Origin of the sequence: Streptococcus ruminantium, from assembly GCF_003609975.1 — a bacterium.
In the GTDB taxonomy this organism is placed as follows: Bacteria; Bacillota; Bacilli; order Lactobacillales; family Streptococcaceae; genus Streptococcus; species Streptococcus ruminantium.
In genome coordinates this window covers 1605300-1632295 of sequence record NZ_AP018400.1, presented here as the reverse complement: position 1 = coordinate 1632295, position 26996 = coordinate 1605300, and the positions used below count along the sequence as shown (strand labels likewise).

The 26996-nt window shown below is 40.8% G+C and carries 28 protein-coding genes; 19 read left to right on the top strand and 9 right to left on the bottom strand.

Annotation, left to right across the window (positions count from 1 at the left end):
- Positions 1-175: 175 nt before the first annotated feature.
- The 4 genes from SR187_RS07755 to SR187_RS07740 form a co-directional block, all read right to left on the bottom strand.
- Positions 176-1513: an MATE family efflux transporter gene (locus SR187_RS07755; RefSeq protein ID WP_024532866.1), complete on the bottom strand. Its 1338-nt coding sequence runs from the start codon at positions 1511-1513 to the stop codon at positions 176-178.
- Between the two features lie 68 nt (positions 1514-1581).
- Complete coding sequence (locus SR187_RS07750; RefSeq protein WP_024532865.1) at positions 1582-2247, bottom strand: potassium channel family protein; 666 nt, start codon at positions 2245-2247, stop codon at positions 1582-1584.
- A 12-nt stretch (positions 2248-2259) separates the two neighbouring features.
- Positions 2260-3609: a TrkH family potassium uptake protein gene (locus SR187_RS07745; protein WP_024532864.1), complete on the bottom strand. Its 1350-nt coding sequence runs from the start codon at positions 3607-3609 to the stop codon at positions 2260-2262.
- 236 nt (positions 3610-3845) lie between these two features.
- Positions 3846-4385 (bottom strand): Gx transporter family protein, encoded by a 540-nt coding sequence (locus SR187_RS07740; RefSeq protein WP_120172067.1) that lies wholly within the window; start codon positions 4383-4385, stop codon positions 3846-3848.
- 284 nt (positions 4386-4669) lie between these two features.
- Here SR187_RS07740 and SR187_RS07735 point away from each other — a divergent pair, with 284 nt between their 5' ends.
- From SR187_RS07735 to menA, 5 genes are all read left to right on the top strand, one after another.
- Entirely contained in the window at positions 4670-6553 is a 1884-nt protein-coding gene (locus SR187_RS07735) for an NAD(P)/FAD-dependent oxidoreductase (protein ID WP_120172066.1), read from the top strand.
- 18 nt (positions 6554-6571) lie between these two features.
- Positions 6572-7561 (top strand): polyprenyl synthetase family protein, encoded by a 990-nt coding sequence (locus tag SR187_RS07730; RefSeq protein WP_120172065.1) that lies wholly within the window; start codon positions 6572-6574, stop codon positions 7559-7561.
- 77 nt (positions 7562-7638) lie between these two features.
- The gene (locus SR187_RS07725) at positions 7639-8121 is read left to right on the top strand and encodes an FMN-binding protein (protein ID WP_120172064.1); all 483 of its coding nucleotides are present in this window, start codon (positions 7639-7641) and stop codon (positions 8119-8121) included.
- Between the two features lie 71 nt (positions 8122-8192).
- The gene (locus SR187_RS07720; protein ID WP_024532859.1) at positions 8193-9242 is read left to right on the top strand and encodes an FAD:protein FMN transferase; all 1050 of its coding nucleotides are present in this window, start codon (positions 8193-8195) and stop codon (positions 9240-9242) included.
- On the top strand, positions 9235-10191 hold the full coding sequence (gene menA / locus SR187_RS07715) for a 1,4-dihydroxy-2-naphthoate polyprenyltransferase (protein WP_024532858.1): 957 nt from the start codon (positions 9235-9237) through the stop codon (positions 10189-10191). The genes SR187_RS07720 and menA overlap by 8 nt, the downstream gene beginning before the upstream one ends.
- A gap of 40 nt (positions 10192-10231) precedes the next feature.
- Here the strand turns inward: menA and SR187_RS07710 are convergent, their stop codons facing one another.
- A complete protein-coding gene (locus tag SR187_RS07710) occupies positions 10232-10660 on the bottom strand; it encodes a NusG domain II-containing protein (protein ID WP_024532857.1) in 429 nt (142 codons plus the stop codon).
- Between the two features lie 131 nt (positions 10661-10791).
- Here SR187_RS07710 and SR187_RS07705 point away from each other — a divergent pair, with 131 nt between their 5' ends.
- Positions 10792-11229 carry a hypothetical protein gene (locus SR187_RS07705; RefSeq protein WP_120172063.1) on the top strand — a complete coding sequence of 146 codons (438 nt, stop codon included), beginning with the start codon at positions 10792-10794 and terminating at the stop codon, positions 11227-11229.
- A gap of 66 nt (positions 11230-11295) precedes the next feature.
- On the opposite strand, the gene SR187_RS07700 is transcribed toward SR187_RS07705, so the two are convergent.
- Genes SR187_RS07700 through SR187_RS07685 form a run of 4 tightly spaced genes read right to left on the bottom strand, consistent with a single transcriptional unit; the run spans position 11296 to position 13143 of the window.
- Entirely contained in the window at positions 11296-11631 is a 336-nt protein-coding gene (locus tag SR187_RS07700) for an MFS transporter (protein WP_120172062.1), read from the bottom strand.
- Between the two features lie 12 nt (positions 11632-11643).
- Positions 11644-12726 (bottom strand): DUF3278 domain-containing protein, encoded by a 1083-nt coding sequence (locus tag SR187_RS07695; protein ID WP_120172061.1) that lies wholly within the window; start codon positions 12724-12726, stop codon positions 11644-11646.
- Between the two features lie 10 nt (positions 12727-12736).
- Positions 12737-12937 carry a hypothetical protein gene (locus tag SR187_RS07690; RefSeq protein WP_024532853.1) on the bottom strand — a complete coding sequence of 67 codons (201 nt, stop codon included), beginning with the start codon at positions 12935-12937 and terminating at the stop codon, positions 12737-12739.
- Positions 12934-13143, bottom strand: a complete 210-nt coding sequence (locus SR187_RS07685; RefSeq protein ID WP_024532852.1) for a helix-turn-helix transcriptional regulator — start codon at positions 13141-13143, stop codon at positions 12934-12936. Before SR187_RS07685 ends, SR187_RS07690 begins: the two co-directional genes overlap by 4 nt.
- Positions 13144-13386: 243 nt before the next feature.
- Here SR187_RS07685 and rsmH point away from each other — a divergent pair, with 243 nt between their 5' ends.
- From rsmH to nrdR, 13 genes are all read left to right on the top strand, one after another.
- A complete protein-coding gene (gene rsmH / locus SR187_RS07680) occupies positions 13387-14337 on the top strand; it encodes a 16S rRNA (cytosine(1402)-N(4))-methyltransferase RsmH (protein ID WP_120172060.1) in 951 nt (316 codons plus the stop codon).
- 10 nt (positions 14338-14347) lie between these two features.
- Positions 14348-14671 (top strand): cell division protein FtsL, encoded by a 324-nt coding sequence (gene ftsL, locus SR187_RS07675; protein ID WP_024532850.1) that lies wholly within the window; start codon positions 14348-14350, stop codon positions 14669-14671.
- Positions 14671-16920, top strand: a complete 2250-nt coding sequence (gene pbp2x, locus SR187_RS07670; RefSeq protein WP_120172059.1) for a penicillin-binding protein PBP2X — start codon at positions 14671-14673, stop codon at positions 16918-16920. Before ftsL ends, pbp2x begins: the two co-directional genes overlap by 1 nt.
- 1 nt (position 16921) lies before the next feature.
- Positions 16922-17920 (top strand): phospho-N-acetylmuramoyl-pentapeptide-transferase, encoded by a 999-nt coding sequence (mraY, locus tag SR187_RS07665; protein WP_120172058.1) that lies wholly within the window; start codon positions 16922-16924, stop codon positions 17918-17920.
- 92 nt (positions 17921-18012) lie between these two features.
- Positions 18013-18846: a hypothetical protein gene (locus tag SR187_RS07660; protein ID WP_120172057.1), complete on the top strand. Its 834-nt coding sequence runs from the start codon at positions 18013-18015 to the stop codon at positions 18844-18846.
- A 78-nt stretch (positions 18847-18924) separates the two neighbouring features.
- Positions 18925-20268: a DEAD/DEAH box helicase gene (locus SR187_RS07655; protein ID WP_120172056.1), complete on the top strand. Its 1344-nt coding sequence runs from the start codon at positions 18925-18927 to the stop codon at positions 20266-20268.
- Between the two features lie 29 nt (positions 20269-20297).
- The gene (locus tag SR187_RS07650) at positions 20298-20522 is read left to right on the top strand and encodes a DUF4059 family protein (protein WP_120172055.1); all 225 of its coding nucleotides are present in this window, start codon (positions 20298-20300) and stop codon (positions 20520-20522) included.
- Positions 20523-20535: 13 nt separating this feature from the next.
- Positions 20536-21453, top strand: a complete 918-nt coding sequence (trxB, locus tag SR187_RS07645) for a thioredoxin-disulfide reductase (RefSeq protein WP_120172054.1) — start codon at positions 20536-20538, stop codon at positions 21451-21453.
- A 9-nt stretch (positions 21454-21462) separates the two neighbouring features.
- On the top strand, positions 21463-22011 hold the full coding sequence (locus SR187_RS07640) for a YceD family protein (protein ID WP_120172053.1): 549 nt from the start codon (positions 21463-21465) through the stop codon (positions 22009-22011).
- 290 nt (positions 22012-22301) lie between these two features.
- A complete protein-coding gene (gene gndA, locus SR187_RS07635) occupies positions 22302-23729 on the top strand; it encodes an NADP-dependent phosphogluconate dehydrogenase (RefSeq protein WP_024532843.1) in 1428 nt (475 codons plus the stop codon).
- A 431-nt stretch (positions 23730-24160) separates the two neighbouring features.
- Positions 24161-24850, top strand: a complete 690-nt coding sequence (locus tag SR187_RS07630; protein ID WP_024532842.1) for a response regulator transcription factor — start codon at positions 24161-24163, stop codon at positions 24848-24850.
- Positions 24851-25319: 469 nt separating this feature from the next.
- Entirely contained in the window at positions 25320-26450 is a 1131-nt protein-coding gene (locus SR187_RS07625) for an AI-2E family transporter (protein ID WP_024532841.1), read from the top strand.
- Positions 26451-26522: 72 nt separating this feature from the next.
- The gene (gene nrdR, locus SR187_RS07620) at positions 26523-26996 is read left to right on the top strand and encodes a transcriptional regulator NrdR (protein WP_024532840.1); all 474 of its coding nucleotides are present in this window, start codon (positions 26523-26525) and stop codon (positions 26994-26996) included.

Genomic DNA, 26996 nt, shown 5'->3' with positions numbered 1-26996 from the left:
AAGTTGGGATAATAGTCCAATTTCATATATAAAAAGCGAACAAACCAAGATTCTGATTGTCAGAAAACTAGTTTTGTTCGCTTTTTTTGTTCAATTATAAATATAAAGGACTTGATAATTGAGATTTTCAAAATTGAAAATCTTTTTGTCCCAAGCTCTTCGTTATATAAGGGACTCAGACGGCCTCTCCTTTTTTTAGTTTCTTAGCCAAGATGATGGCGCTTGGAATAAGGACGAGGACGCTGCCAATCCAAGCTGCGGGATTGGCAGCCGCAACACCGTAAAAGCCAAAGAGATGAAGTCCTATAATTGCTACACCAGCCCGCATAATCAATTCGCCAAAACCAGCTAAGGTTGGAATGAAGCCTTTCCCCAAGCCTTGAACAAAGCTGCGAACAACAAATAGAATCGCTAGAATCCAATAACAAATTCCGTTGATGATAAAGTAAGTCAGAGCGAGAGAGGAGACTTCTTTACTGGCGTTTGGTAAAAATAAGCCGGCGAAGAAGGAGTGAAAAGTAATCAATAAGATGGCGTAGAAAATAGACCAAGCAATATCAATCCAGAGGGAATGTTTGAGCCCTTCAAGTATTCTCTCGTAGTATCTGGCTCCGTAGTTCTGTGCAGTAAAGGTAGAAACAGCTAGACCAAGATTGACCATGGGGAGCATAGCGAGTTGGTCGGTTTTACTAGCAATGGCTTGAGCCGCAATCGCATCTGTACCAAGCTGATTGAGCATGGCTTGAAGTGTGAGGGCACCGATTGCGATGATACTGGCTTGAAACCCCATAGGAAAACCAATCTGAGCATGCTTTTTCAAATTCTCCTTGTCCAGTCTCCAATCGTCTCTGGTGAGATGGAAGTAAGGAATGTTCTTTTTTATGTGATAGAGGAGGTAGAGAACAGAAATTGCTTGAGCAGTGATTGTAGCAACACCGGCTCCAAAAACGCCCCAACCGATATACAAAATAAAGAAGAAATCGAGGGCGATGTTGATAAAGCAAGCAATGATTAGAGCAATTAAAGGGGTAATGGAATCACCTAGACTGCGGATGACTGCTGATAAATAATTATAGAATATAGTGAAAACCATTCCACCAAATATGGCAGACATAAAGCTCTGGGAGTATTCAATCAAGTTCATTGGAGTCTGTAGTAGCTCCAAAATTGGACGTAAAAAGGCAAGCGATAGAACTGTAAGTACAAGACTGACTAGTGTGGAGTAAAAAAGTCCATGGACAAAGCTTCTCCGTAGTCCAATGGTATCTTTGGCTCCGAATCGTTGGGCGGAGACAATAGCTAATCCACTCGTCAATCCTTGTGCGAAACCGATAATTAGAAATATCAAGCTGCCGGCTGTTCCAACGCTTGCGAAAGCTTCTTTTCCTAAGGTGTGTCCGACAATCATCGAATCTGAAAAATTATAGGCTAGTTGGAAAAACGAGCCAACCAGTAATGGGATGGTAAAACGCAAGATAACGATAATCGGTTTTCCTTTGGTTAAATCATTCATAAATTCTCCTTAAGTACAAGAAATAACAAGCCTACCGATGAAAAAATTCTAGTAGGCTTGTTTTTATTTTAGTTGGTCAAGTCTTCAAAATGATCAACAGTATTGTGGTCTGTAACAGCTAGAATCAGTTCGTTGGTTTTGAAGACATAATCAGGTGTTAGCTGGATGTTCAATTCTTGAGTTTCATTGTTGCGGAAACCAATAATATTGAGTTTATAATGTTGGCGTAGTTTTAATTCACCCAATGTTTTTCCAATCCATTTAACAGGTGGATGGAATTCAACGATGGAAACATTGCCATCTAATTCAAAAAGACTGGTTGTATCTCTGTGAAGTAATTGTTTGGCGAGAGAAATACCAGTTTCACGTTCGGGTGAAATCACTTTATCGGCTCCCACACGCAGAAGAACTTCTTTTGTGGTTGTCCCTTTCACCTTAGCGATAACCATTGGAACTCCCAGAACTTTGCTGTGCATGACTGCAAGAACACTGGATTCCAAATTTTCACCTGTGGCAACAACAACTGCATCACAGTTTCCAATTCCCGCTGCCCTAAGAAGAGAACGATCGGTGATATCACCAACGACACCACGTGTTAGAAAGGGCTCGAGGTGATTGATTTGTTGTTCGTGGTTATCAATGGCAATGATATTACAATCGTAATTATGCAAGGTCTTAGCGATAGTGGTACCGAAAACACCTAAGCCGAGAATTCCAATAGTGTAGTTTGACATAATTTCTCCTTTTTAAACAAGCATGGATGATTTTGCGTATTGTAGACTTTCTTTTTTAGACAGCTTCCGAGCAGAAAGACTAGCAAGGATAGATAGAGGACCGATGCGTCCAAAGAACATGAGAGCCATGATAATAGCTTGACCTGCCATGGTTAAATTGGGGGTTAGATTGGCTGTTACTCCAACGGTTGCTAGTGCCGACATTACCTCAAATATTACAAAGAGAAGCGGTTGTTGCCGGTCTGTAAGAGCGAGTGCAAAAAGTCCCATGATAAACATGAGGAGAAATACAGAAAAAGTTGCAAAGGCTTTACGAATACTGAGATTGTCAATGGTTCGACTCATGAAATTGGTATGAGGCAAACCTAATATTTCGCTGCGTGCATAGAGTACCAGAGTTAGGAAGGCAGTAATCTTAATACCACCTGCTGTACCACCAGGTGCCCCTCCCAACATCATTTGGAAAATGTAGATAAGAAGGGTGATGGGCTCGGCCTTGGTATAGTCAATACTAGCAAAACCGGCCGTTCGCATGGTAACTGTCTGGAAAAAACTTGCTAGAATCTTATGGCCAAATGATAGATTTCCGATGGTGGAAGGATTGTTCCACTCGGTGAGTAGGGTCAATAAGGTGCCGAGTACTAGAATAGTACCTGTCAAGCCTAGAACGACTTTTGTGTGAAACCCCAATTTAGATAGGCTACGTTTTTGACCAATTTGTGTTTGAAAGTCGAACCAGACGGAAAATCCTAAACCTCCCATGATGATGAGAGTGGCTAGTGTTAAGTTTATCAATGGATTGTCTACATACTGCCCCATGCTGCTTGTGCCCAAGTTGTCAAAACCTGCATTGCAGAAGGCTGAGATAGCTACGAAAATAGAAGTAAATATTCCTTTCGCCCATCCGAGTTCAGGAACAAACTGGAAGGAAAGTAGCAGGGCACCGAAGGCTTCAATGCTTAAGGTAAAACCAAAAGCTGATTTGAGAAAGCTACGAAAATATTTGGTATCAGAACGATTTAATGCTTCTTGTAGGGTTGCCATATTCATGAAGTTCATCTTTCGTCCTCCCCGCAGGGCAAAGAGACCGATAAAACCGATTAAGCTCATCCCTCCAATTTGGATCAACATCATGCAAATGATCTGTCCAAATGTCGAATAGGTTTCAGCAACGGCCTTGGTAAAGAGTCCAGTTACACAAACCATAGAGACAGAAGTGAATAGGTGATCCCAGTAGGTTGCAGCAGAAGTACTAATCTGTGAGATGGGAAGACTTAGTAAAACAGATCCTGTCAGAATCACAAATAAAAAACTAACAATGATTCGTTGACTAGGAGAAAGTTTCATTCTAAATGGTAACATACATTCTACCTTTGCTAAAAAAATAAAGATGAAGCTATTGTAGCATAAAAGAAAGAAAATGTAAGGGACAAACAAGCAAAGGAGTAGATTTTTTCTTTTACGAAGTGTACGAAAAGTAGATTGTTGTGATAAAAGGAGCGGCCTTTCTGGAATTCAGTTGATATAGCCAGTTTGAGTGTCAATCAATTGATGAAAAACTGGCGGCTAGAGTTATCAATAAAGTAGGCCGTTGGAAGCTACTTCCACTCAGCTAGTATTTGCTTATGGTAGTGGCGGAGAGGTCCGACTTTTTGGAGAAGGTAGGTGGCAGCTAATCCAACGATGAGTCCTGATAAAATTCCTGTGAAGGCCAGAATAGGAAGATAGTTTAAGACAAATAGGGAACGTGCGATGATAGCGAAAACCAAGAGTTGTCCGAGATTGTGCAAGATACCACCCAGAATGGAGATTCCAATGGGGCTCACTCGTTTAGGGCCAAGTTGCTTGGTAGCTAGCATCACTACATAACTAAGAGTAGTCCCTGCAAAGCCATAGAGGAAGGTTGAAAAAGTTCCACCCAAAAAGGTTGAAATAAGTAGGCGAAGTGCGACAACTTTAACGCTATCTTTAGCAGGTAAGGTAAAGATGGCAATAAGACTGATAAGATTTCCTAGTCCTAATTTTGCCCCCGGTGCAAAAGCAAGAGGTGGTGTAATCAATCGCTCCACCAAGGAGATGACGATTGCCTGCGCTGCCAACATGGTTATAAAATTAAGGGTTTGACGTTTGGAGTTCATGATAAAGTTGGTGTTATAATCAATTGAAATAACCTTCAAGCAAGGAATAAAGAGTAAGCAAGGCTGAGTCTAGGCAATTCAACAGCGGTGCATCCAACTCTCTTTCAATTGGTTATCTCTTTCTAGTCGAATATCTGTTCTACTATCATACTTGTTTTTGCTCGCTATGGCAAGCTTCGTCCGCATGTATATTACTAATTATTGAATTTTCCTTGTCAAGGTCCCTATAATGGGTTATAATGGGAACATGTAAATTGTTTTGGTTTTCACAAGGAGGAAACATTGTGACAAAAAATATTGTGGTTGTTGGTGCTGGTTATGCAGGGATTGCAGCAGCACGCTTGTTAGGAAAGACATTTAAAAAGAACCAAGATGTAACAGTTACCTTGATTGACAAGAACTCTTTCCACACTTATATGACAGAGTTACATGAAGTAGCTGCTGGACGTGTGGAAGCAAATGCCATCAAGTATGATCTCCAACGTATCTTTAAAAAGTATCCAAAAGTACAGTTGGTAACCGATAAGGTTGTTGAAATCGACTATGATAAAAAGCAGGTGGTCGCTGAACATCAAACTCTCGACTTTGACTACTTACTTCTTGCCATGGGAGGTGAGGCCAATGATTTTGGTGTAAAAGGTGTTAAAGAACATGGCTTTACTCTCTGGTCTATTGAAGCAGCAGAGCGCTTGCATGAGCACATTGTTGACGCTTGCTATCGGGCTATGCGTGAACATGATGAAGTCAAGAGACGTGCCTTGTTGACTTTTACTGTTATTGGTGCTGGATTTACCGGTATTGAGATGATTGGTGAGTTGATTGATTGGGTGCCAATCTTGGCGCGGGAGTTCAAATTAGATCCGAAAGAATTCTCACTCAAGGTAGTAGAAGCAACGCCAAACATTTTGGCTATGGTGACAGAAAAGGAGCAAGTTAAAGCTCGTAAGTATCTGGAGAAAAAAGGTGTTGAGTTGGTCCTTGGTGATGGTGTTGCTAGTATCCAAGAAGATAGCCTAACCCTTTCATCAGGTCGCCATATCCCTACTTATACTTCTATTTGGACAGCCGGTGTCCAAGCCAACACGGATGCTAGTGAATTCGGAATTGAAAGAGCACGAGCAGGGCGTCTGGTTGCTAATGAATTTATGGAAGCTAAGGGTAAGGAAAATGTCTATGTGGCAGGTGACTTGGTCTACTTTGAAGAATCAGAAGGTAAACCAACTCCGCAAATCGTTCAAGCTGCTGAGCAAACTGGACACACAGCAGCCAGCAATATTATCGCTGCTATAAAAGGTGGTGAGAAGCATAGCTACAAAGGGAAATACGATGGCTTTATGGTTTCTATCGGTGCGCGCTATGGTGTTGCATTCTTGATGGATAAGTACCACCTGTCTGGTTTCATGGCAATGGCTGTCAAACACATGGTTAACTTGCTGTACTTCTTCACTATTCGGAGTTTCTTCTATATGGGCTCCTATGTCCGCCATGAGTTTTTTGATATTCAGAATAAACGGAATATTTTTGGCGGTCACACTTCAGGTAAAGGAAACCTGCTTTGGTCAGTTCCACTTCGTGTGTTGTATGGCTCCGTTTGGCTTTATGAGGGTATAAAGAAAGCCTTTGGTCTGTTTGGAACAACTTCATGGTTTGGTGATAAGGTCGTCTTTCCATTCCCATGGTTGGCGGATCCAGTATCGGGTGCTTCGGCGGCAGAAGCAGTTTCTAGTGCATCACAGGCAGCAACGACAGCAGCAGAACCAATCTTTGGTTTGAGTTACGCTTATGGTGAGACACCGATGGCTGTACTTGACAAGATGCCTGACTGGTTTGCCTCTATCATGGAGTTTATTATGCCAAACCAAGAGGTGGCACTCTTTATGCAAAAATTCATGACCATAGCTGAAATTGGTATTGGTTTGGCTTTGATTGTCGGTGCCTTTGTTTGGATTGTGTCTGCGGCAACGGTTGCCTTGGTCGTTATGTTTAGTTTATCAGGCATGTTCTACTGGGTAAATATCTGGTTTATTCCTGCGGCTATCTCTCTTATGAATGGTGCAGGTAGAGCCTTTGGATTGGACTATTGGATAATGCCATGGCTTGGTCGTTTTCTTGATAGGAAAATTTATGGGAAACCCAAGCATATTTATCGTATAAAGGATAAAAAATAAAGGAAAATTAAAAAGCTAGTGGTACATCAAATTTGGAGCCCCTATCCCGACACTAAAAGGGGGTTGGAAGAGGTTAAAGCCATCATATTATCAGAGATGATGGTTTTGCATCCAGCAGTTAAGAGAAAGATTGTTGAGTATGTAGAGGCACCGGGCAAATACCTGCGTGCTGGCCTTTGTCTGCTCTTTGCCCAGATGATAGAGGGACAGATTAGTCGGTCTAAATTGTACTTTGCTGCCCATTTGGAGGTCCTACATTTAGCGACTCTTATCCATGATGATGTCATTGATGGGGCAGGGAGGAGACGAGGTGTAGAAACAGTCCATCAGCAATTTTCCAATCGTATTGCCATCTATACTGGAGATTATCTCCTAGCCTATTCGGGACGCTTGTTGGAAAAAGGTCTGCGTTTACAAGAGCTTTCGCAGGAGGATTTCAATGTGGGTAATGATAAGCTAATGGAAATTATCCTGCGTGGTGAACTCTTACAGTTGCTTAATCAGTTTGATGCAGATATGACCATGAAAGCTTATCTGAAGCAAATTCAAGGGAAAACAGCCTTTCTATTCGGGTTAGCTTGTCAATTAGGAAGTTTTATTCCTGGACAATCCAAGAAGAACAGTAATCTAGCCTTTCGCTCTGGACAAGCGCTTGGCATGGCTTTTCAATTACGAGATGATTTGATTGATTACCAATTAGTTGAAAGTCAATCTGGCAAGCCGAGATTACAGGATATTCAAAATGGTATCTATACTGCCCCACTTTTGTTTGCTCTACGAGAAGATAAAGCGATTCGCCAGAATTTAACAGCCTATATTCACCAGCCAACTGTCGAGGGTTTGGAAGTGCTGGCTGAGAAGATTTTTGCTACACAAGCTATAGCAAGAACAGAGCAGTTAATGGTGGCTTATTTGAAAAAAATGACAAATTTTCTCGATAGAATGCCCAAGATATCTCAGGATTCGCTGCGAGAGTTATTAGAAACTATTTTTAGTCATTATTTTTAAAAAATACTAGACATTTTGATATATTCGGTATATTATTATATATAGAAAATTATTTATGTTATAAAAGGAGTGTTGTCATGAAAACAACTAAAATCGTGTTGAAAAGTTTGGTAGTTCTTGGTGCTGCTTTGACACTTGTTGCTTGTGGTTCTAAGAAGGAAGCTGCTTCAACAACATCTTCAGCTGCTAAAACAGCAGTATTGAAAGATGGAACTTACAAATCTGAATCAGGTAAGGATAAGCACGGCTACAAGATTGTTCACACATTGACTGTGAAAGACGGAAAAATCAGTGAATCAAAATTTGATTACCAAGCTGAAGATGGCAGCCTTAAATCAACTAATGAAGAATACAATAAAAACATGAAGGACAAGGCTGGTGTTTCGGCTGGTGAAGCAATTGAGAAATTGAATGCTGCCTTAGTAGCAAAACAAGAACTATCAGCTGTTGAAGTTGTGTCAGGTGCAACTCATACTTCTGAAGATTTTAAGAAGAGTACAGAAGCCCTTCTTAAAGCTGCTGCAGAAGGAAAAACAGAAACTGTAAAACTTGACAAATAAGGTCAATACAGAAAAGACACAGGAGCACTTGTTTGGCAACTGTGTCTTCTTATTTTTTGAAGGTGGAATCATTGAAAAAAATAGTGAGTCTTTTGTTTATTGGGACATTGATCGTTTTACTAATTGCTTGTGGAAGGAAACAAACAGAAGGGTTACCTCTTGTAAAAAATCCCTTGACACGCAGTGAGAGTCTTCTTCATACGGTTGTGCAATTGAGCATCTATCATGAGAATCAAGACGAGACGATGGAAAAGGCCATTGCTTACATCAAAGAGATGGAGAGTCTGCTATCAACAAATTTAGAGGGGGCAGATGTTTATCGTATCAACCAAGCAGCGGGAAAAGAAGCTGTAGAAGTAGATGAACGTACTTTTGAAGTTATCGAAAAAGCTATCCAAATGAGTAAAGAAAGTCAGGGCTTGTTCGATATTTCTATCGGTGCTATCAGTAATCTTTGGAAGATTGGAGACAAAGCAGCGCGTAAGCCAAGTGATGAGGAGATAAAAGCTGCTCTTCCTTCTATCAACTATCAGAATATTACCCTTGATAAGGAAAAGAAGACGGTTTTTATCAAGAAAGGCATGATTTTAGAGTTGGGAGCAATTTCCAAAGGCTACATTGCAGACAAGGTTCGAGAATTATTTGCAAGTAAAGGGATTACGACTGCGGTTATCAATCTTGGTGGCAATGTGGTTGTTATGGGAGATTCGCCAACGACTCAAAATGGTTGGAATGTCGGAGTTCAAGATCCAGATCAGGTCCGTGGTACCACGGTTGGCTCTGTGCCAGGAACCCGTCATTCCGTTGTTACCTCTGGTATTTATGAGCGCTATGTAGAAGTTGACGGGGTTAAATACCACCATATTCTTGATCCAAAGACAGGCTATCCTGTAGAAAATGATATTTCAGGAGTCACTGTTTTTTCAAAAACTTCGATCCAGGGAGATGCTTTATCCACAACACTATTTTTGCTCGGTGTAGAAAAAGGTCTTCATTTTATCAACCAAATGGATGGAGTTGAAGCGGTCTTCATTGATAAAAAACAGGGGGTCCATCTAAGTGATGGATTGAAAGAACGTTTTACATTAAGCAACAAGGAGTATCGTCTTGCCAATGAATAAATCAATTAGTGGTCTTAGTTTGCCTGTATTTTTAGAATTCGTTGAAATCAAAACAAAAGTGGCCAGTGTTTTTCCTATGACATTGGGAATTCTGTGGGCGGTCTATCGTTATCAGACCTTTAACTGGCTCAATACCTTTTTGTTTGTGTTGGCTGTTCTTAGCTTTGATATGTGTACTACCGCCATCAATAATAGTATGGATTATCATAAAGCTAAGGACGAAGCTTATCGTCAAGAAAGCAATGTTATCGGAAAGTTTTCGCTTGAATTTCGACAGATGATTGGGATTGTACTGGGCTTGTTGGTCTTTTCTATTATTGTCTCACTTATCCTCGTTTGGCGGACGAGCTGGTTACTCCTGCCCCTTGGAACTGTCTGTTTTCTCATTGGTATCTTTTATACCTTTGGTCCGATTCCTCTATCCAGAATGCCTCTAGGAGAAGTTTTCTCAGGTGTGACAATGGGGTTTGGTATCTTCTTCCTATCAGTCTTTATTCAGCAACCTGATTTGCTCTTGTCTAGTTATCTGAGCGGGAAATGGATGAGTTTGCACTTTTCTTGGACCAGACTCTTAGAAATTTTCTTCATGTCCTTGCCTTTAGTCACCCTCATTGCTAATATCATGCTGGCTAATAATACCTGTGATTTAGAAGAGGATGTTCGCAATCACCGCTATACCTTGGTTTACTATATTGGGAAGAAAAATGCTTTGAAATTATACTTTTTCTTGGCTAGTCTACCTTGGGTTCTGTTGTTCTTATACTGTGTGACGGGTTTCTTGCCAATCTGGGCTTTATTTGGTTTACTCGGTGTTTTACCAGCCTATAAGAGTCTCACAACTTACTTGAAAAAGCAAATCAAACGAGAAACCTTCGTCGAGTCAGTAAAAAGCTTTGTTCTTTTTGCGGGAATTTATCTGCTCGTGCTGGTTTTAGCAATTATTCTATAAAAATAGGACACAGTTAGACAACTGTGCCTTATTTTTATATTTATAGTGGTAAAATCAATTCTTCCTCATTGCTGTTTTTTCCACCAATAGCTTTAACCTCGATAAGAAGATTGTGGGGCAAGCAGACAGACAGTTGCCCGGGCTTGCTGATCCAGCTGGTCATAACAGCGATTTGGTCAGGACTATTGTCCTCCTTAACCCGAATGCGCTCGCCATCTATTTCGACAATATTGTACTGACCTTCATTTGGATAATAGGTCTTTTCTTGATGAGGAGTTGTTTGGGATAGTTCAAACTGATCAACCACTTGTCCGTTCACGCGGACATAGGCAATGATTCTTGTTTCATTACTGGTCACTGTCAGATGGGTATAGGTAAAAATAGCAGGGATAAACGATAAAAGGACTGTCAGTCCAATTAAAATGTAATCGAAGGGCTTGAGTTGCTTGAAAATGGTTTTGAATATCATATACTCTCTATTTTATAGAAAAAGTCGGTCTTTGTAAATGCTGGACTTGTATATTTATTTTTGAAAAAGCTTATGGAAAATGGTACCATTTTGATAGAAGACTATGGTGTGAAAGGAGAGTGGGATTAGGAATGTGTACGGAATGTTATATTGACAAAAATAGGGTAACCCCACTTTTTAACCCCTTGGATTGTTTGGAAAATCATACACAATATATTTGTGGTTCTTGTGGTCGCTGTATTTGCATTGAGCGTGATCCGAGTCGAGGATTACAGCGATGGAATTTTCCATTCAAATCATTAGAAATCGCAACATTTTATCTACGTACCGCTGATTATAGTATGAAAAAGTCTTGTGGTATTTACGAATTGAAAAATGAAAAAGGTAGAATTTCTTATAAAATTTTTGCAGACATTGAAGATTTGCAACGGTACTTAAAAAAGAACAAAGGGAAGACCTGTGAGGATATGAAGCCTGTCTTTTCTGTTAAAGAATATAGAGAATATGTCAATACTCAGGTGAGAAAATTAACAGTTAGTGAAATACAAGAGTACCTGTCAGAACGGTAAGCCAAACATGTAGAAGATAGAGTTCTGCGTGATAAATGCTAGCGGACAACTTTCCATCTTTACTTCCTATCGTTGATCTTTTTGAAAATAAAAGCGATAGAGGAGATAAATAGCAAAAAGAGCTGGGAAGATGAGAAGGAGTGGCTTTACAGAACCCAACCAAATACCAATACCGTAGGTAATGACCAGAGCAACAACAGCAAAGCTGTTCTGAATGAAAAAATAGTGTCTTTCCTCTTTGTTTGTGCATTGTCTACTACAGAGAATGATTGGAAAGTTGAGTAAGAAGATGCTTGTAAATGGTTCTTTTACAAGATAGGAATAGAGAGCAAAGGCACAGGCTAGGCTATAGAATGCTACAAAAAATAGGCTGATTTGCTTAGGTGTAAGTGGTTTATTCATACATTCGTACCCTTATCTTTTCTTAGTACTATCTGCTTCCAGTTTTTGCAGATAGGCAAGGGCAGACAGGGCTAGACTGGCAAAGAGGCCCATCATGCCACCGAAGAGGAGGGATTTTACGTGGAAGATGGAAGCCAGTAGGGGAAGCTGGAGGCTAAAGAGGTCTGCCAGCCCCGCAAAGAGGCTAGATAGCAGGGCAACTCCCAGTCCCCAAAAGAGTGGATTGAGGGTCTGTCCTTGTCTTTCCTCAGGGCTCAGTTCGTCCACGTCATATTGAGGCAGGTCAGCATGGAGGGTGCGCATATTAACGATACCAATTAGGATAATACTGAAGAAGGCAATGATTATTGGATAGTAGGCCGCCACCTCCACAGGATAGCGGTAGGCTAGGAAGTAGGCGATGGCATTTCCAAGAGCTAGGAAGTAGAAGTAGTAGATAAAGCCCTGCCCGCCGATAGCATCAGCCTCGGCCCGTCGGTATTCGTCTAAAGGACCGCGGATACCATAAAAACGTTTAATCATATTCTGGATCCACTTGGGTTCTTCTTTGGCAATAGCAGAGCTGATAGTCAGTTGTTCTGCTTTTTTCATGCGCTTGCGAAGCGTGATTTCGATAGCAATGCCCGTGAAAATACCTCCTAGACAGGCTGCTAGGAATTTTCGGAGGTCAAATAGATGGTCGAGAGGATTGAGTCCCTCCATCCAGGCACCAAAAACAACAGTCCAAATGTACATAACGGTAGTGAAATAGAGGGCGAATTTGAAACTTGCTCCCTTGAGTTGTTTCTGTTCCTTGGTAGTCAGTTCCTCTACATCTAAACTGTCCAGTTGACTGTGCCGGAGTTTAAACATTATGTAGGTACTAGCAGATAGGTAGGCTAGGAGCAGAGTAACGGGGTAGCCATAGGCAACGACTTCTGGGTAGCGTTTGGATAGAGCGAGTGCCAGTAGGGTAAGAGCCATGGTGCCCCAAAAGAGCAGGATAAAGCAGGTATTGCCTAGTCGGAAGGCTTCTTTTTGGCGAAATTCATCCAAGGGCCCTGCGATACCGTAAAATCGTTTGATTAATTTATCTTGAAAGGTTTCTTTTTTCATAAGCAGCTCCTTATTTTTGATCGAACAATGGTAAGATGTAAACAAAGCCTAAGAAGTAGATGGTCCCAGCAATCAGCAATTGTAGCCAAAATTTTGCTTGGCTGATGGTGTGCAAGATTTCTGCTCCGCTATTGCCCCAAAGCTGAAAGAGGACAAAGAGCGGGATAAAAATAAGGGTAGAGATGAGAGCTTTACGTGTGTTCTTTTTCATGGTAATTTTTTCCTTTCTATATCATTCCAAAAGAGACTATTGAGATCGGTCTGTAAAGCTTTGGCTAGGTTGATACAGAGGTCTAGCGAGGGGTTGTACTTGTTGTTTTCAATCATATTGATGGTCTGCCTGGATACGCCGATGGCCTTGGCCAGATCCAGCTGAGAAATACCTAGCAGTAGGCGATAATCTTTGACACGGTTCATGTGTCCTCCTTTTTATGTCTAATATATGTGATACATTGAAAAAATAAGAAGGTAGCTGCCCTTTTTCTTATCTGTTATATCTGGCGGATTGTTGCAGAAGGATTGAGGTGTCAAGTATATTTGACATCTGTTCGCAACGTTATTATACATGCTTTTCTTCATTATGTCAACTATATTTGACATTGTTTTTGTAAAAAGATTGCAACAACTTTTTATTTTATTTTGTGGTACAATAGAAAAGATATGACTAAGGAATTTAATCACACGACTGTTCTGTTACATGAAACAGTGGATATGCTAGATATTAAACCGAGTGGAACTTATGTGGATGCAACGTTGGGTGGAGCAGGGCATAGTGAGTACCTGCTTAGTCAATTGACAGATGGAGGACACCTCTACGCTTTTGACCAAGACCAAGCAGCCATTGATCATGCTCATGTTCGACTGGCTCCCTATATCGAAAAAGGTCAGGTTACTTTTATCAAGGATAATTTTCGCCACCTCAAGGCACGTTTAGCTGAATTTGGTGTGACAGAGATCGATGGGATTTGTTACGATTTGGGAGTATCTAGTCCTCAGCTTGATGAGCGGGAACGTGGTTTTTCCTATAAACAAGATGCTCCTCTTGATATGAGGATGAATCGTGATGGATGTTTGACAGCTTATGATGTGGTAAATAAGTATGACTACCACGACTTAGTGCGGATTTTTTTCAAGTATGGAGAAGATAAGTTTTCCAAGCAAATAGCTCGTAAAATTGAACAAGCGCGTGCGATTAAGCCAGTTGAAACTACGACAGAATTGGCGGCTATTATCAAATCGGCCAAACCAGCTAAGGAACTCAAAAAGAAAGGGCATCCAGCTAAGCAAATTTTTCAGGCTATTCGTATTGAGGTCAATGATGAGCTTGGTGCAGCAGATGAGTCTATCCAGCAAGCTATTGATTTACTAGCTTTAGATGGACGGATTTCAGTCATCACCTTCCATTCTTTGGAGGATCGTCTGACGAAACAGTTGTTTAAGGAAGCTAGTACTATTACTGTTCCCAAGGGACTGCCCTTTATTCCAGATGGCTTGAAAGCACCACTGGAGTTGGTGAATCGTAAGCCAATTTTACCGAGTCAAGAAGAAATGGCTGCTAACAATCGCGCTCATTCAGCTAAATTGCGTGTAGCAAAGAGAATACACAAGTAGGAGAAAGTCTATGTTGCAAGAAAAACGTAGGGAAGCCACTATGCGAGTGATTGGTGATAAAATCAAGACCTTTACACGTGTGGAAAAAGCATTCTATGCAAGTATCGTCTTATCCGGTCTCGCTCTTGCGATTGGAGTTATTTTCATGCAGACTAGGCTCTTGCAGCTCCAGTCTGAGATGGCTAAGGTCAATCAAGAAATCAATCAAAAGCAGATTGAAATCAATGATGCTAAGCAAGCGGTCAATGAATTGACACGATCCGCTCGCTTGATGGAAATTGCTAAAAAAGCTGGATTAACTTTTAATAATGACAATATTGGAGTAGCCGAATAATGCCCAGAAAAAACAATAAACTCTTGCGGTATGTCTTGAGAAAGCGATATGTTCCGTCAAAAAATCGTCGGAGAGTAGGACAAAGCCTTCTTCTTTTGACGGTTTTCGTCTTTTTTCTCTTTTTAATCAATTTTGCCTACATTATTGGTACGGACAGTAAGTTTGGAGTGGCTTTATCAGAAAGAGCAAAGGCTGTTTATCAGCGTGAAGTGACTGTACAAGCTAAACGTGGGACTATATACGATCGGACAGGGATTCCGATTGCTGAAGATTCGACAACCTATACTATATATGCCATTATCGACAAAAAGTATGTGTCAGAGCAGAAGAAGATTTTATATGTCCAATCTTCTCAGTTCAGCAAAGTAGCAGATGTTTTGAAGAAACACCTCGGAATGGAGACGGACTACGTTAATAAACAGCTAAACCAGCCGGACTTAAAACAGGTTTATTTTGGAACTTTAGGAAAAAATATTTCTTACAGTACCATGACGAACATCAAAGAAGAGATGAAGGCTGCGGGTATTGAAGGGATTGCCTTCAATGCTAGTCCTGGTCGGATGTATCCAAATGGGAATTTTGCTTCTATCTTTGTGGGCTTGGCAAACTTAATCGAGAATAAAGATGCAAGTTATAGCTTGCAAGGTGTGAGTGGTTTGGAATACTATTTGAATAGTATTTTGGCTGGTCAAGATGGCAAGGTTATTTATGAAAAAGATAGTCAAGGGCGTATCCTGCCGGGAACAGAAAAAGTTGAAAGAGACACCGTCAATGGACAGGATGTTTACACAACTATTTCGGCGGACTTGCAGCGTTCCCTTGAAACAAATATGAATACTTTCTTCAATAATGCTAAGGGACGTTATGCCAACGCTACCCTCATTTCAGCTAAGACGGGAGAAATATTGGCAACCACCCAGCGTCCAAGTTATGATTCAGATACCAAGGAAGGATTGGGAGAAGAAGGATTATTGGAGCGGTCACTCTTGTATCAAGAAGCTTTTGAACCAGGTTCGACAATGAAGGTGCTGACAGTGGCTTCAGCTATTGATAATGGAACCTTTAATCCAAATGCTTATTATACCAACAATGAATACACCATTGCAGATGCAAAAATTAACGACTGGACACTGAATGCGGGTTACTCTGCTGTTACCCTCAATTATGCTCAGGGTTTTTCTTTGTCAAGTAACGTTGGGATGACCCTCTTGCAGCAGCAGATGGGCGATGAGAAGTGGCTCAATTACCTGACAAAATTCCGATTTGGTTATCCAACACGTTTTGGGATGGGAGATGAGGCACCGGGGATGGTACCAGAGGATAACATCGTTTCCATCGCCATGTCATCTTTCGGCCAAGGTATTTCTGCCAATCAGGCCCAGATGATTCGTAGTTTCACTTCTATTGCTAATAGTGGAGTCATGCTGGAACCTAAATTCATTTCAGCACTTTACGATCCCAACACCGGTACAGCCAGAGTTTCTTCCAAAGAGGAAGTGGGGAATCCTGTTTCTAAAAAAGCGGCAGATGATACACTTCGCTATATGATCAATGTGGGAACGGATCCCATCTATGGAACCCTGTATTCTCATGATTTGCATGCTCCAGCCATTCAGGTGGACGGTTATGATATTGCAGTTAAGTCGGGAACAGCGGAAATTGCCAGCGAAGACGGTCGAGGCTATATTAAGGGCGCTTATATCAATTCGGTAGTCGCCATGATTCCTGCAGAAAATCCTGAATTTATCATGTATGTAACGATTCGTCAGCCGGAAGTTTTGAATGTCCTATCATGGCGAGATATTATCAATCCAACTCTGAAAGAAGCGATGCTCCTGAAGGACAACTTAAATCTTAATGCACCTGCTCCGGCTTTAACCCGAGTCACTACTGAAACAGAATACAAATTACCAGATCTTATCGGAAAAGATCCGGGAACATCCGCTGAGGAACTTCGTCGTTACCTCGTTCAACCAGTTATTTTAGGAAACGGATCCGAAATTAAAAAGGTTTCGCTAGAAAAAGGAAGTACGATTGCAGCCAATCAACAACTTCTCTTGTTGACAAATAAATTTGAGGAGATGCCAGATTTATATGCAGTCACCAAAGAGAATATGGAGCGTTTTGCTGAATGGACCGGGATTGAAGTGACCTATAAAGGTTCGGGTTCAAAAGTTGTGAAACAGAGCGTTGGGATTGGTACAAAGCTGAAAAAAATCAAGAAAATTACAGTTACATTAGGAGATTAACATGCAATTTGCACTTGTGTCTGGATTGGTTGCTTTTTTTGCAACAGTTCTCTTTATTCCGCATTTTATTACTTTTTATCAGGCCAAGCGTATTGAAGGCCAGCAGATGCACGAAGATGTCAAACAACATCAATTTAAGGCTGGAACTCCCACTATGGGAGGAACGGTGTTTTTGGCTGTTGCTGTTCTGACCAGTTTTGTCTTTGCTACTTTCTCTCAGTTGTTGACAGGAGGGGCCATTGCAGTTCTCTTCATTCTAGCCCTGTATGGTCTTATCGGCTTCTTAGATGATTTTTTGAAAATCTTCCGCAAGATTAACGAGGGGCTTAGTCCTAAGCAAAAATTAGCTTTACAGATTTTAGGCGGTGTTGTTTTCTACTTCCTTCACATGAAAGGTGCAGGTGGTGGCGAGCTTAATGTGTTTGGCTATATGATAAACGTGGGAATTTTTTACCTTCCATTTGTACTCTTTTGGTTGGTCGGTTTTTCAAATGCGGTCAATCTGACAGATGGAATTGATGGCTTGGCCTCTATTTCAGTAGCTATTAGTCTGTTAACCTACTCTATTATCGCCTACAATGAGCAAAAGTATGATATTCTTTTAGTCTGTCTCACCATGATCGGTAGTCTTTTGGGCTTCTTTATCTACAATCGTAAGCCGGCCAAAATCTTCATGGGAGATGTGGGAAGTTTGGCATTAGGAGGGATGCTGGCAACGATTTCTATGGTTCTTCACCAAGAATGGACCCTCCTTCTCATCGGTCTGGTCTATGTAATTGAGACATCATCTGTTATGCTACAAGTTTCTTATTTCAAGTACACTAAAAAGCGTTTTGGAGAAGGCCGGCGTATCTTTCGTATGACGCCCTTTCATCACCATTTAGAGCTCGGAGGTTTGACCGGAAAAGCTGAAAAATGGAGCGAGTGGAAAGTTGATTTTTTCCTCTGGTCAGTCTGTCTCATCATGAGCTTGATTACCCTAGCTATTCTTTATCTATAAAATGTCAGAAACAGCAGAAATGCTGTTTTTTTACCTTGACAAATATGGTCGGGGGGGGGGTAAAATAGAGAGAGAATTGGTGGAGGATAAAAATGGAACAATTCAATCAAGAACAGTTATATGGAGTGGTTATTCAAACCATGACAGCTGCTAGTCAACTTCCTATGGTTAAAGTCAATCGGGAAGAATTTTTGAAGACTCGTTTTAAAGATAGTCCCTATCTAGATAAAATTATTGCGGATGGACCAACTGCGGTCTTCACTACAAAAGCTTTGCGTAAGGAAGCTGAAAAAATCATTAATGATATGACTACGAAAACATCTTTGATTTCTTTCGCAGCTGGTTTACCGGGGAATCCATTTACAGCGGTGGCGGCAGGTACTGCTGATATAGCTCAGTATTTTGGCTTTGCCTTGAATTTGTCGCAACAAATCGCTTATCTTTTTGGTGAAGATGAATTATTTGTTGGTGAAGGGAAGGAAATTTCAGAAGAGGTTCAAATCCGCATTATTGCCTACATTGGTGTCATGTTTGGAGCAGGTGGTTCAGCAGTTCTTCTCAATAAAGTATCCAAGACAGTCGGAGCTAATATCGGTAAAAAAGTAGCTATGCAGGCTTTGACCAAGACAACTTGGTATCCCTTGGTGAAAAAGGTAGCCGCAGTGATTGGTGTGAACATTACCAAAAAGACTGTTGAAAAGACTATTGCCAATGCAGTCCCTATTTTGGGTGGTCTGATTTCAGGAGGTTTGACCTATTTTACCTTCCAGCCCATGGGAGGGATGTTGGCAGACACATTTGTGAAAAAAATAAATGGTGATTTTGATGGCGAATTAGAACTCACTGAGGCCTTTAAAGCAAGTTTGGAAGAAGAGAAGGAACTTGGAATTATTGAGGCAGAATTTACTGAAGCAAGCGAGAGTTGATTAGGACGGGTATCCGTCCTTTTTGCTTGTCCACCTAAATCGTGCTATAATAGAGGGAATACAACTAAAGAGGAAACTATGAAATTTACGGATATGAAACTCAAGCCTTATATTCAGGAGGCTTTGAAAGAAATTAACTTTGTCCAGCCGACAGAAGTTCAGGAGAAATTGATTCCTGTTGTTTTGTCAGGGCGAGACTTGATAGGGGAATCAAAAACAGGTTCGGGTAAGACCCATACCTTCTTGATCCCGATTTTCCAAAAATTAAATGAGGAATTGGACCAAGTTCAGGCTGTTATTACAGCCCCATCTCGTGAACTGGCTACTCAGATTTATCAAGCTGCTCGTCAAATTGCTGAGCATGCTGAGACGGAAGTTCGGGTGACCAACTATGTCGGTGGGACGGATAAAAATCGTCAAATAGACAAGCTCCAGTCCAACCAGCCCCATATTGTTATTGGAACTCCTGGTCGTATCTATGATTTGGTCAAATCAGGTGATCTGGCCATCCACAAGGCAGGTATTTTCGTGGTGGACGAGGCGGATATGACTTTAGATATGGGCTTTTTAGAAACTGTAGATAAGATTGCGGGCAGTCTGCCTAAAAATCTGCAATTTTTGGTTTTCTCAGCCACTATTCCGCAGAAATTGCAGCCTTTCCTGAAGAAATATTTGTCCAATCCAGTCATGGAACAAATCAAAACTCGTACTGTTATCTCAGATACCATTGAGAATTGGCTAATTTCAACCAAAGGTCGTGATAAAAATGCACAAATTTTAGAAATTACCAAGCTAATGCAGCCATATTTAGCTATGATTTTTGTCAATACTAAGACCCGTGCAGATGAGTTGCATAGCTATCTGATAGCAAATGGTTTGCGGGTTGCCAAGATTCATGGAGACATTCCACCACGTGAACGCAAGCGCATCATGAATCAGGTTAAGAATTTGGATTATCAATACATCGTGGCAACAGATTTAGCTGCTCGTGGGATTGATATTGAAGGTGTCAGCCATGTTATCAATGATGCTATTCCGCAAGATCTTTCTTTCTTTGTCCATCGTGTCGGTCGTACGGGTCGTAATGGTTTATCAGGTATCGCTATTACTCTTTATCAACCGAGTGATGATGCCGATATTCGGGAGTTGGAAAAACTCAATATTGCATTTCTACCAAAAGAAATGAAAAACGGTGAGTTTGTTGATACCTATGATCGAGACCGTCGTGTCAATCGTGAAAAATCTCATGAGAAGTTGGATTTAGAAATGATTGGACTGGTCAAGAAGAAAAAGAAAAAAATCAAACCTGGCTATAAAAAGAAAATCCAATGGGCAGTGGATGAAAAACGTCGCAAGACCAAGCGGATTGAAGCGCGTGCAAAGGGTCGTGCAGAGCGAAAGGCTAAGCGCCAAACTTTTTAAGGTGATTTTAAGATAATTGAGGAAAATAAATGTTACAAAACATTTTAAGTTTTTATTTGCAAGGTCTATTGCTGGCTTCTTTGTTAATCATCTCTGCCAGTCTAGTCTGGTTTGTTCTACGGATGACAAAAGGTGTGGATAAAACCTTGCAAGAGCGGCAAGATTTCTTGTTTGACTTACTGATGATTGATGTAATGACGATTCCCATTGTAGCTTTTGGGATAGTGGGAATTTTGCTAATGCTAAAAGCATAGAAAGAAGGATAATATGTACGATACAGTTGTAATTGGAGCAGGACCTGCTGGGATGACTGCAGCACTTTATGCAGGTCGTAGTAATTTGAAAGTAGCCTTGTTAGAACGTGGCATCTACGGCGGTCAGATGAATAATACCGCTGAAATTGAAAATTATCCAGGTTATGCCCATATTTCTGGTCCGGCTCTGGCTGAAAAAATGTTTGAACCTCTTGAAAAATTTGGAGTAGATCATATCTTTGGCACCTTGGTTCGCATAGAAGAAGAGGGGACAATCAAGAAAGTAGTGACCGAAGATGGTATTTTGGAAACTAAAACAGTCGTTCTAGCGATGGGAGCAAAACATCGTCTGTTAGGTGTTCCGGGTGAGGATACCTACAATAGCCGCGGGGTATCTTACTGTGCTGTCTGCGATGGTGCTTTCTTCCGAGGGCAAAAACTCTTGGTTGTTGGTGGGGGAGACTCTGCGGTAGAAGAAGCTATTTTCTTGACCCAGTTTGCAGAATCTGTAACCATTGTTCACCGCCGTGACCAACTGCGTGCACAAAAAGTTATCCAAGATCGTGCCTTTGCCAACGAAAAAATCAACTTCATCTGGGATAGTGTGGTAGAAGAAATCAAGGGCAATGATTTGCGTGTTCAAAGTGTAGTCATCAAGAATGTTAAGACTGAGCAAGTGACTGAGCTTGATTTTGGTGGGGTATTTATCTATGTCGGTCTTGATCCGATGACAGACAGTGTTGGCGATCTGGGGATCACTGATGATGCTGGTTGGATTGTGACCAATGAAAAGATGGAAACTGAGAAGTCAGGTATTTATGCTATCGGTGATATTCGCCAAAACCAACTTCGTCAAATCGCTACAGCAGTTGGTAACGGAGCAGTTGCTGGTCAAGAGGTTTACAATTACGTTACAGAATTAAGTGAATAAGGGAGTAGTATGTTTCATATTTACGATATTCAGAGGATTCCAGAAGGAATTTCCTTTGATAAAACCTTGGACTTGCAGGAAGAATTGCAAGGACGAAACAGGGAGATTTTAGGTCTGTCTCCTGTTCAGGTGAATGGGAATATCCGCTTTGAATCGGGTTTCTTTTTCCTAGATTATCGGATGGCTTATGATATTACACTAGCTTCTAGTCGATCCTTAGAACCTGTAGTATTGAATGAAGTACAGCAGGTAAATGAGATATTTGTTGCAAATGAAGCTATTCTCAAGCAACAGGATTTGATTGATGAGGACATGGTTCTTGTGGTAGAAGAGGATCGCATTGTTTTGGAAGAAAGTGTAGCGGATAACATTTTGCTTAATATCCCAATCAAGGTTTTGACACCAGAAGAAGAGGCAGGAACAAACCTATCTTCTGGGCGGTCTTGGGTGCTGATGACAGAAGAGACTTTCCATCAAAAAACACAGGAGAAAAAAGAAGCCAATAGTCCTTTTGCTCAATTGCAGGGACTATTTGAGGATGAGGAAGAGTCTAAATAGTTTAACTTTGTGAAAGTCAAAACAGGACAGGATTTCCTACCTTAGTGGTATTAGTTCCGGTGAATTGGATGGTTTCCTACTTGAGAAATAGGGAGTGGTGGAGTTCTATTTTTAACTTTAAAGCGAACATTGTTCGCTTTATCTCTGAATCCCAACAATTTCCTGGTAGTCAGGAATCGGTCAATTTTTGATTTTTATTGATTATTAAGTGGTTAAATTATCAGAAAATTCTTGTCGATTTTCAATTTTCAATGTATAATGAAAGAGATATTAACTAGAGGAGTAAGTGAATGACAAAAGCAAATTTTGGTGTTGTGGGTATGGCTGTTATGGGACGTAACCTCGCGCTTAATGTTGAATCACGTGGTTACTCAGTAGCCATTTATAACCGTTCTGCGGACAAGACAGAGGATGTTATTGCAAGTAATCCAGGAAAAAACTTGATTCCAAGTTATGATGTGGAGAGTTTTGTAGCTTCCATTGAAAAACCGCGTCGCATTATGCTGATGGTTCAAGCGGGACCCGGTACGGATGCCACTATCCAAGCTCTTTTACCGCATCTGGATGAAGGGGATATCTTGATTGATGGTGGTAATACCTTCTATGAAGATACGATCCGTCGTTCAAAAGAATTGGCAAACTCAGGTATCAACTTCATCGGTACAGGTGTATCTGGTGGGGAAAAAGGTGCTCTTGAAGGTCCGTCTATCATGCCTGGCGGTCAAAAAGAAGCCTATGAATTGGTAGCAGATGTTTTGGAAGAAATTTCAGCAAAGGCTCCAGAGGATGGCGTACCTTGTGTGACTTATATTGGTCCAGATGGAGCGGGTCACTATGTGAAGATGGTGCACAATGGTATTGAGTATGGCGATATGCAGTTGATTGCTGAGTCGTATGATCTTATGCAACATTTGTTGGGGTTATCTGTTGATGAAATGGCAACTATTTTCACTGAGTGGAATCAAGGTGAATTGGACAGTTACTTGATTGAAATTACAGCAGACATTCTAAAACGCAAAGACGATCAGGGACAAGATGGTCCAATTGTTGATTATATTTTAGATGCTGCTGGTAACAAAGGGACAGGTAAATGGACGAGTCAATCATCACTGGATTTGGGTGTGCCACTGTCATTGATTACAGAATCAGTATTTGCTCGCTACATTTCTACGTATAAAGAGGAGCGTGTGGTAGCTAGCAAGATTCTTCCAAAGCCAGCTCCATTTACCTACGAAGGTGACAAGGTTGAGTTGGTAGAAAAAATCCGTCAAGCTCTCTACTTTTCAAAAATCATGTCTTATGCACAAGGTTTTGCCCAATTGCGCGTAGCTTCTAAAGAAAACAATTGGAATTTGCCATTTGGAGAGATTGCAAAAATCTGGCGCGCCGGCTGTATTATCCGTGCTCGCTTCTTGCAAAAAATCACAGATGCTTATGGTCGTGATGAGGACTTGGCAAACTTACTCTTGGATGAATACTTCCTTGATGTTACAGCTAAATACCAGCAAGCTGTCCGTGATGTAGTTGCCTTAGCAGTTCAAGCAGGGGTTCCTGTTCCGACCTTCTCAGCAGCAATTACTTACTTTGATAGTTACCGTGCTGAAAACTTGCCAGCGAATTTGATTCAGGCACAACGTGACTACTTCGGTGCCCATACTTACAACCGTAAGGATAAAGAGGGTATCTTCCACTATGACTGGTATAGTGAATCAAACTAATACTCTTTGAAAATCAACAGTATGAATGCTCATTTTAGTGCAGAATTTCAGCTGTTCATTTGAAACAAGTGGATGGAATGTCTCTCCCTTCATTTTTATCATCAATAGTCTCTTAGACTTTGTCAAAGGAGTAGGCTAGAGAATTGTCTCCTTACTTCCTCAAGTTTAGACGCTGGAGATTAAGGGGGCGATTTCAATTTTTAGTATCAGGTTATGCTGATGGAAGTGTTTGACTGGCCTACTAGTCCACTCCATTAGAGTAGTGTATATCCAACTATGAATAGCTGACTGTGTTTCAACAATTAAAAAATGAGTGGAGCGTCTATTATTGATTTTGACTGAGTAGTAAGAATAGATAGGTGTGTGAGCGCCTATCTTTCTGGTCATGGTATGATTCCTAGCCCGTTTGAAAGAATAAAAAAGGATGAGCAATGGCTAAGAAAATTTTGATTGCTGGAAAAGAGCGCAATCTATCGCATTTTGTTTCTATGGAATTGCAAAAAAAGGATTACCTTGTGGACTATGTGTCAACCGGAAAGGAAGCCCTGTCTTTGGCTCATGAAACAGATTTTGACTTAATTCTGATGAGTTTTCAGCTATCAGATATGTCTAGTAAGGAATTAGCCAAGGAGTTACTGGCAATGAAGCCTGCAACGGTCATGATTGTAGCAATGGATCCTGCGGATGTGTCCCAGCATGGCGAGGAAGTATTGGCCTATGCTGTATCCTATGTGGTGAAACCTTTTGTTATCAGTGACTTGGTGGAGCAAATTTCCGCTATTTTTCGTGGTCGAGACTTTATTGATAATCACTGCAAGCAGGTTCATTTGCACGCTGCTTATCGGGATTTAAAGGTTGATTTTCAAAATCGGACGGTAACGCGTGGGGATGAGTTAATCAATCTAACCCGCCGTGAATACGATTTACTAGCAACCTTGATGAATAGTCCTGAAGCGGTCAGTCGGGAGCAGCTCTTAGAGCGAGTTTGGAAATATGAAGCTGCCTCTGAAACGAATGTAGTAGATGTTTATATTCGTTATTTACGAGGGAAATTAGACTTACCCAATCAGGAGTCTTATATCAAAACAGTTCGCGGTGTCGGCTATGCCATGCGTGATTAAATGAAGAATAAAAGACTCTGAAGCGGAGTCTTTTATTGTGCGGTCACACAAATACTGAATTGACCGTCCGAAAATGTATGCAACCAGAGATGGTATTTTCGAGTCACCTTTTCAAGCATTAGTTTGGAATCACATTTGAGATTCCTCTCTCATGATTAGATGATAAGGGTAAGTGCTAGGGCTGGTTGAAAGTACCATAAAAGTCTCGAAAGATTTGCTTATTCTTAGGTATTTGCTGCATCTATGACATGCATCTTCCTATTGATGCTATTACATTTGTGATATAGACTGAAGAAAAGATTTTCTCTTGCTCGTTCTTTGGGGAGGTCTTGTGACATATAAGGGGAAAGCAAATAGTAGAGGACATTTTGACTACTATCGGTAACTTTTTACATTTGAACTCTAGTTTCTTTCTTTTTCTATTGGCATGTGATAGAATAGTGTCTAGTAAATAGGGACGGGAAAAGATATGAACTCATCATTTAAGGAAAAAGTTATATTGATAGTGTTAGCTGGTGTCACCTTACTAGCAGTTTTAAATTGGTCAAGTATTTACGGTGCTGCTCAACAGCTACTCGGTAGTATGAATTCGTTGTTTATTGGTGCCATCATTGCTTTTATTCTCAACGTGCCTATGAAGAAATTAGAGGATCAGCTTGAGAAAATTACTTTCCTCAAGAAGTCTAAGCGCTCCTTGGCCATTGTTGGAGTTCTCATTAGTTTTGCCTTGATTGTCACAGTCTTGGTTGTTATCGTTCTTCCTACCTTGGTAACGACTGTATCGGAGTTGGTTTCGGTTAGCAGCACTGCGATTCCAAAATCAGTGAATGCCCTGACAAATTTTTTGGGTTCTAATGGTCTTTTGTCAGGCAAAATTGGGGATCAAATCATTGGTTTTCTGAATCAATTAAAAAATCTGACCTTTATTTCTGGTTTGGTTACTCCAATCCTATCTGGCTTAGTTTCTAATGTGACAGGTCTCTTCTCAAATACAATGACATTGGTGATCGCTTTCTTCTTCACTCTTGCCATTCTGGGGAGCAAGGAGCATTTGCAAAATATGGCTAGAAAATTTTTACAAGCTATCTTGCCAGCAAAGGCAGTTAAGATTGTGAATTATATTGGTGAAGTGATCGTTGATACCTATGATAAATTTTTGATGAGTCAGATTGTCGAAGCCTGCATTATCGGAACTCTTGTTTTTGTGAGTTATTCTTTTTCGGGTATACCTTACGCTAGTATGGCAGGTATTTTGGCTGGTGTCCTATCCTTTGTTCCTTATATCGGTCCTTTGTCAGCTTGTTTGATTAGTGCTCTTTTTGTTGCGGTGCAAAATCCTTTGCTGGCTCTGTGGTCAATTGCCTTGTTCCAATTGATTCAATTGATCGAAGGAAATGTCATCTATCCTCGTGTCGTTGGACAGTCTGTTGGTTTACCAACCCTGTTTACCTTAGCTGCTGCTCTCATAGGTGGTAATTTATTTGGTCTGTTAGGAATGATCTTTTTTACTCCGATCTTTGCAGTTATTTACCGTCTAATACGAGAGTGGGTTACCATGCGATTGAAGAAACAAAATGAAATGAATTTGGAAGGCGAGTAGTTTCTCGCTTTCTTTTAATTTTAGTATTTTTGTGCTATACTGAGTTGATAAAGTTTATGTAGGAGTAAGAGTATGCGTTGTCCAAAATGTCAGAGTTTGAAATCAAGTGTCATTGATAGTCGTCAGGCTGAAGATGGCAATACCATTCGTCGTCGCCGTTCCTGTGATCAATGTGGTCAGCGTTTTACCACCTATGAACGGATTGAAGAAAAAACCTTAGTTGTTGTCAAGAAGGATGGCACAAGAGAGCAGTTTTCTCGTGAGAAAATTTTCAATGGAATTATTCGCTCTGCTCAAAAGCGGCCTGTGTCAACTGATGATATTGATGAAGTAGTTAGTCGGATTGAACAGAAAGTTCGAGCCCAAGGGGACAATGAAATTGAGTCTGATGTAATCGGGAATCTGGTGATGGAAGAATTGGTTGAGCTGGATGAGATTACCTACGTACGTTTTGCGTCAGTTTACCGTTCCTTCAAGGATGTGGAAGAATTGGAAAATCTGCTCAAACAGATGATTTCCAAAGGTAGTAAGGTGAAATCGGGTTGA

What these genes read in the sequence shown, in the direction of transcription:
- SR187_RS07755 (WP_024532866.1), bottom strand. Translation starts at nt 1,513, where the DNA reads ATGAATGATTTAACCAAAGGAAAACCGATTATCGTTATCTTGCGTTTT.
- SR187_RS07750 (WP_024532865.1), bottom strand. Translation starts at nt 2,247, where the DNA reads ATGTCAAACTACACTATTGGAATTCTCGGCTTAGGTGTTTTCGGTACC.
- SR187_RS07745 (WP_024532864.1), bottom strand. Translation starts at nt 3,609, where the DNA reads ATGTTACCATTTAGAATGAAACTTTCTCCTAGTCAACGAATCATTGTT.
- SR187_RS07740 (WP_120172067.1), bottom strand. Translation starts at nt 4,385, where the DNA reads ATGAACTCCAAACGTCAAACCCTTAATTTTATAACCATGTTGGCAGCG.
- SR187_RS07725 (WP_120172064.1), top strand. Translation starts at nt 7,639, where the DNA reads ATGAAAACAACTAAAATCGTGTTGAAAAGTTTGGTAGTTCTTGGTGCT.
- menA (WP_024532858.1), top strand. Translation starts at nt 9,235, where the DNA reads ATGAATAAATCAATTAGTGGTCTTAGTTTGCCTGTATTTTTAGAATTC.
- SR187_RS07710 (WP_024532857.1), bottom strand. Translation starts at nt 10,660, where the DNA reads ATGATATTCAAAACCATTTTCAAGCAACTCAAGCCCTTCGATTACATT.
- SR187_RS07705 (WP_120172063.1), top strand. Translation starts at nt 10,792, where the DNA reads ATGTGTACGGAATGTTATATTGACAAAAATAGGGTAACCCCACTTTTT.
- SR187_RS07700 (WP_120172062.1), bottom strand. Translation starts at nt 11,631, where the DNA reads ATGAATAAACCACTTACACCTAAGCAAATCAGCCTATTTTTTGTAGCA.
- SR187_RS07695 (WP_120172061.1), bottom strand. Translation starts at nt 12,726, where the DNA reads ATGAAAAAAGAAACCTTTCAAGATAAATTAATCAAACGATTTTACGGT.
- SR187_RS07690 (WP_024532853.1), bottom strand. Translation starts at nt 12,937, where the DNA reads ATGAAAAAGAACACACGTAAAGCTCTCATCTCTACCCTTATTTTTATC.
- SR187_RS07685 (WP_024532852.1), bottom strand. Translation starts at nt 13,143, where the DNA reads ATGAACCGTGTCAAAGATTATCGCCTACTGCTAGGTATTTCTCAGCTG.
- rsmH (WP_120172060.1), top strand. Translation starts at nt 13,387, where the DNA reads ATGACTAAGGAATTTAATCACACGACTGTTCTGTTACATGAAACAGTG.
- ftsL (WP_024532850.1), top strand. Translation starts at nt 14,348, where the DNA reads ATGTTGCAAGAAAAACGTAGGGAAGCCACTATGCGAGTGATTGGTGAT.
- pbp2x (WP_120172059.1), top strand. Translation starts at nt 14,671, where the DNA reads ATGCCCAGAAAAAACAATAAACTCTTGCGGTATGTCTTGAGAAAGCGA.
- mraY (WP_120172058.1), top strand. Translation starts at nt 16,922, where the DNA reads ATGCAATTTGCACTTGTGTCTGGATTGGTTGCTTTTTTTGCAACAGTT.
- SR187_RS07660 (WP_120172057.1), top strand. Translation starts at nt 18,013, where the DNA reads ATGGAACAATTCAATCAAGAACAGTTATATGGAGTGGTTATTCAAACC.
- SR187_RS07655 (WP_120172056.1), top strand. Translation starts at nt 18,925, where the DNA reads ATGAAATTTACGGATATGAAACTCAAGCCTTATATTCAGGAGGCTTTG.
- SR187_RS07650 (WP_120172055.1), top strand. Translation starts at nt 20,298, where the DNA reads ATGTTACAAAACATTTTAAGTTTTTATTTGCAAGGTCTATTGCTGGCT.
- trxB (WP_120172054.1), top strand. Translation starts at nt 20,536, where the DNA reads ATGTACGATACAGTTGTAATTGGAGCAGGACCTGCTGGGATGACTGCA.
- SR187_RS07640 (WP_120172053.1), top strand. Translation starts at nt 21,463, where the DNA reads ATGTTTCATATTTACGATATTCAGAGGATTCCAGAAGGAATTTCCTTT.
- gndA (WP_024532843.1), top strand. Translation starts at nt 22,302, where the DNA reads ATGACAAAAGCAAATTTTGGTGTTGTGGGTATGGCTGTTATGGGACGT.
- SR187_RS07630 (WP_024532842.1), top strand. Translation starts at nt 24,161, where the DNA reads ATGGCTAAGAAAATTTTGATTGCTGGAAAAGAGCGCAATCTATCGCAT.
- SR187_RS07625 (WP_024532841.1), top strand. Translation starts at nt 25,320, where the DNA reads ATGAACTCATCATTTAAGGAAAAAGTTATATTGATAGTGTTAGCTGGT.
- nrdR (WP_024532840.1), top strand. Translation starts at nt 26,523, where the DNA reads ATGCGTTGTCCAAAATGTCAGAGTTTGAAATCAAGTGTCATTGATAGT.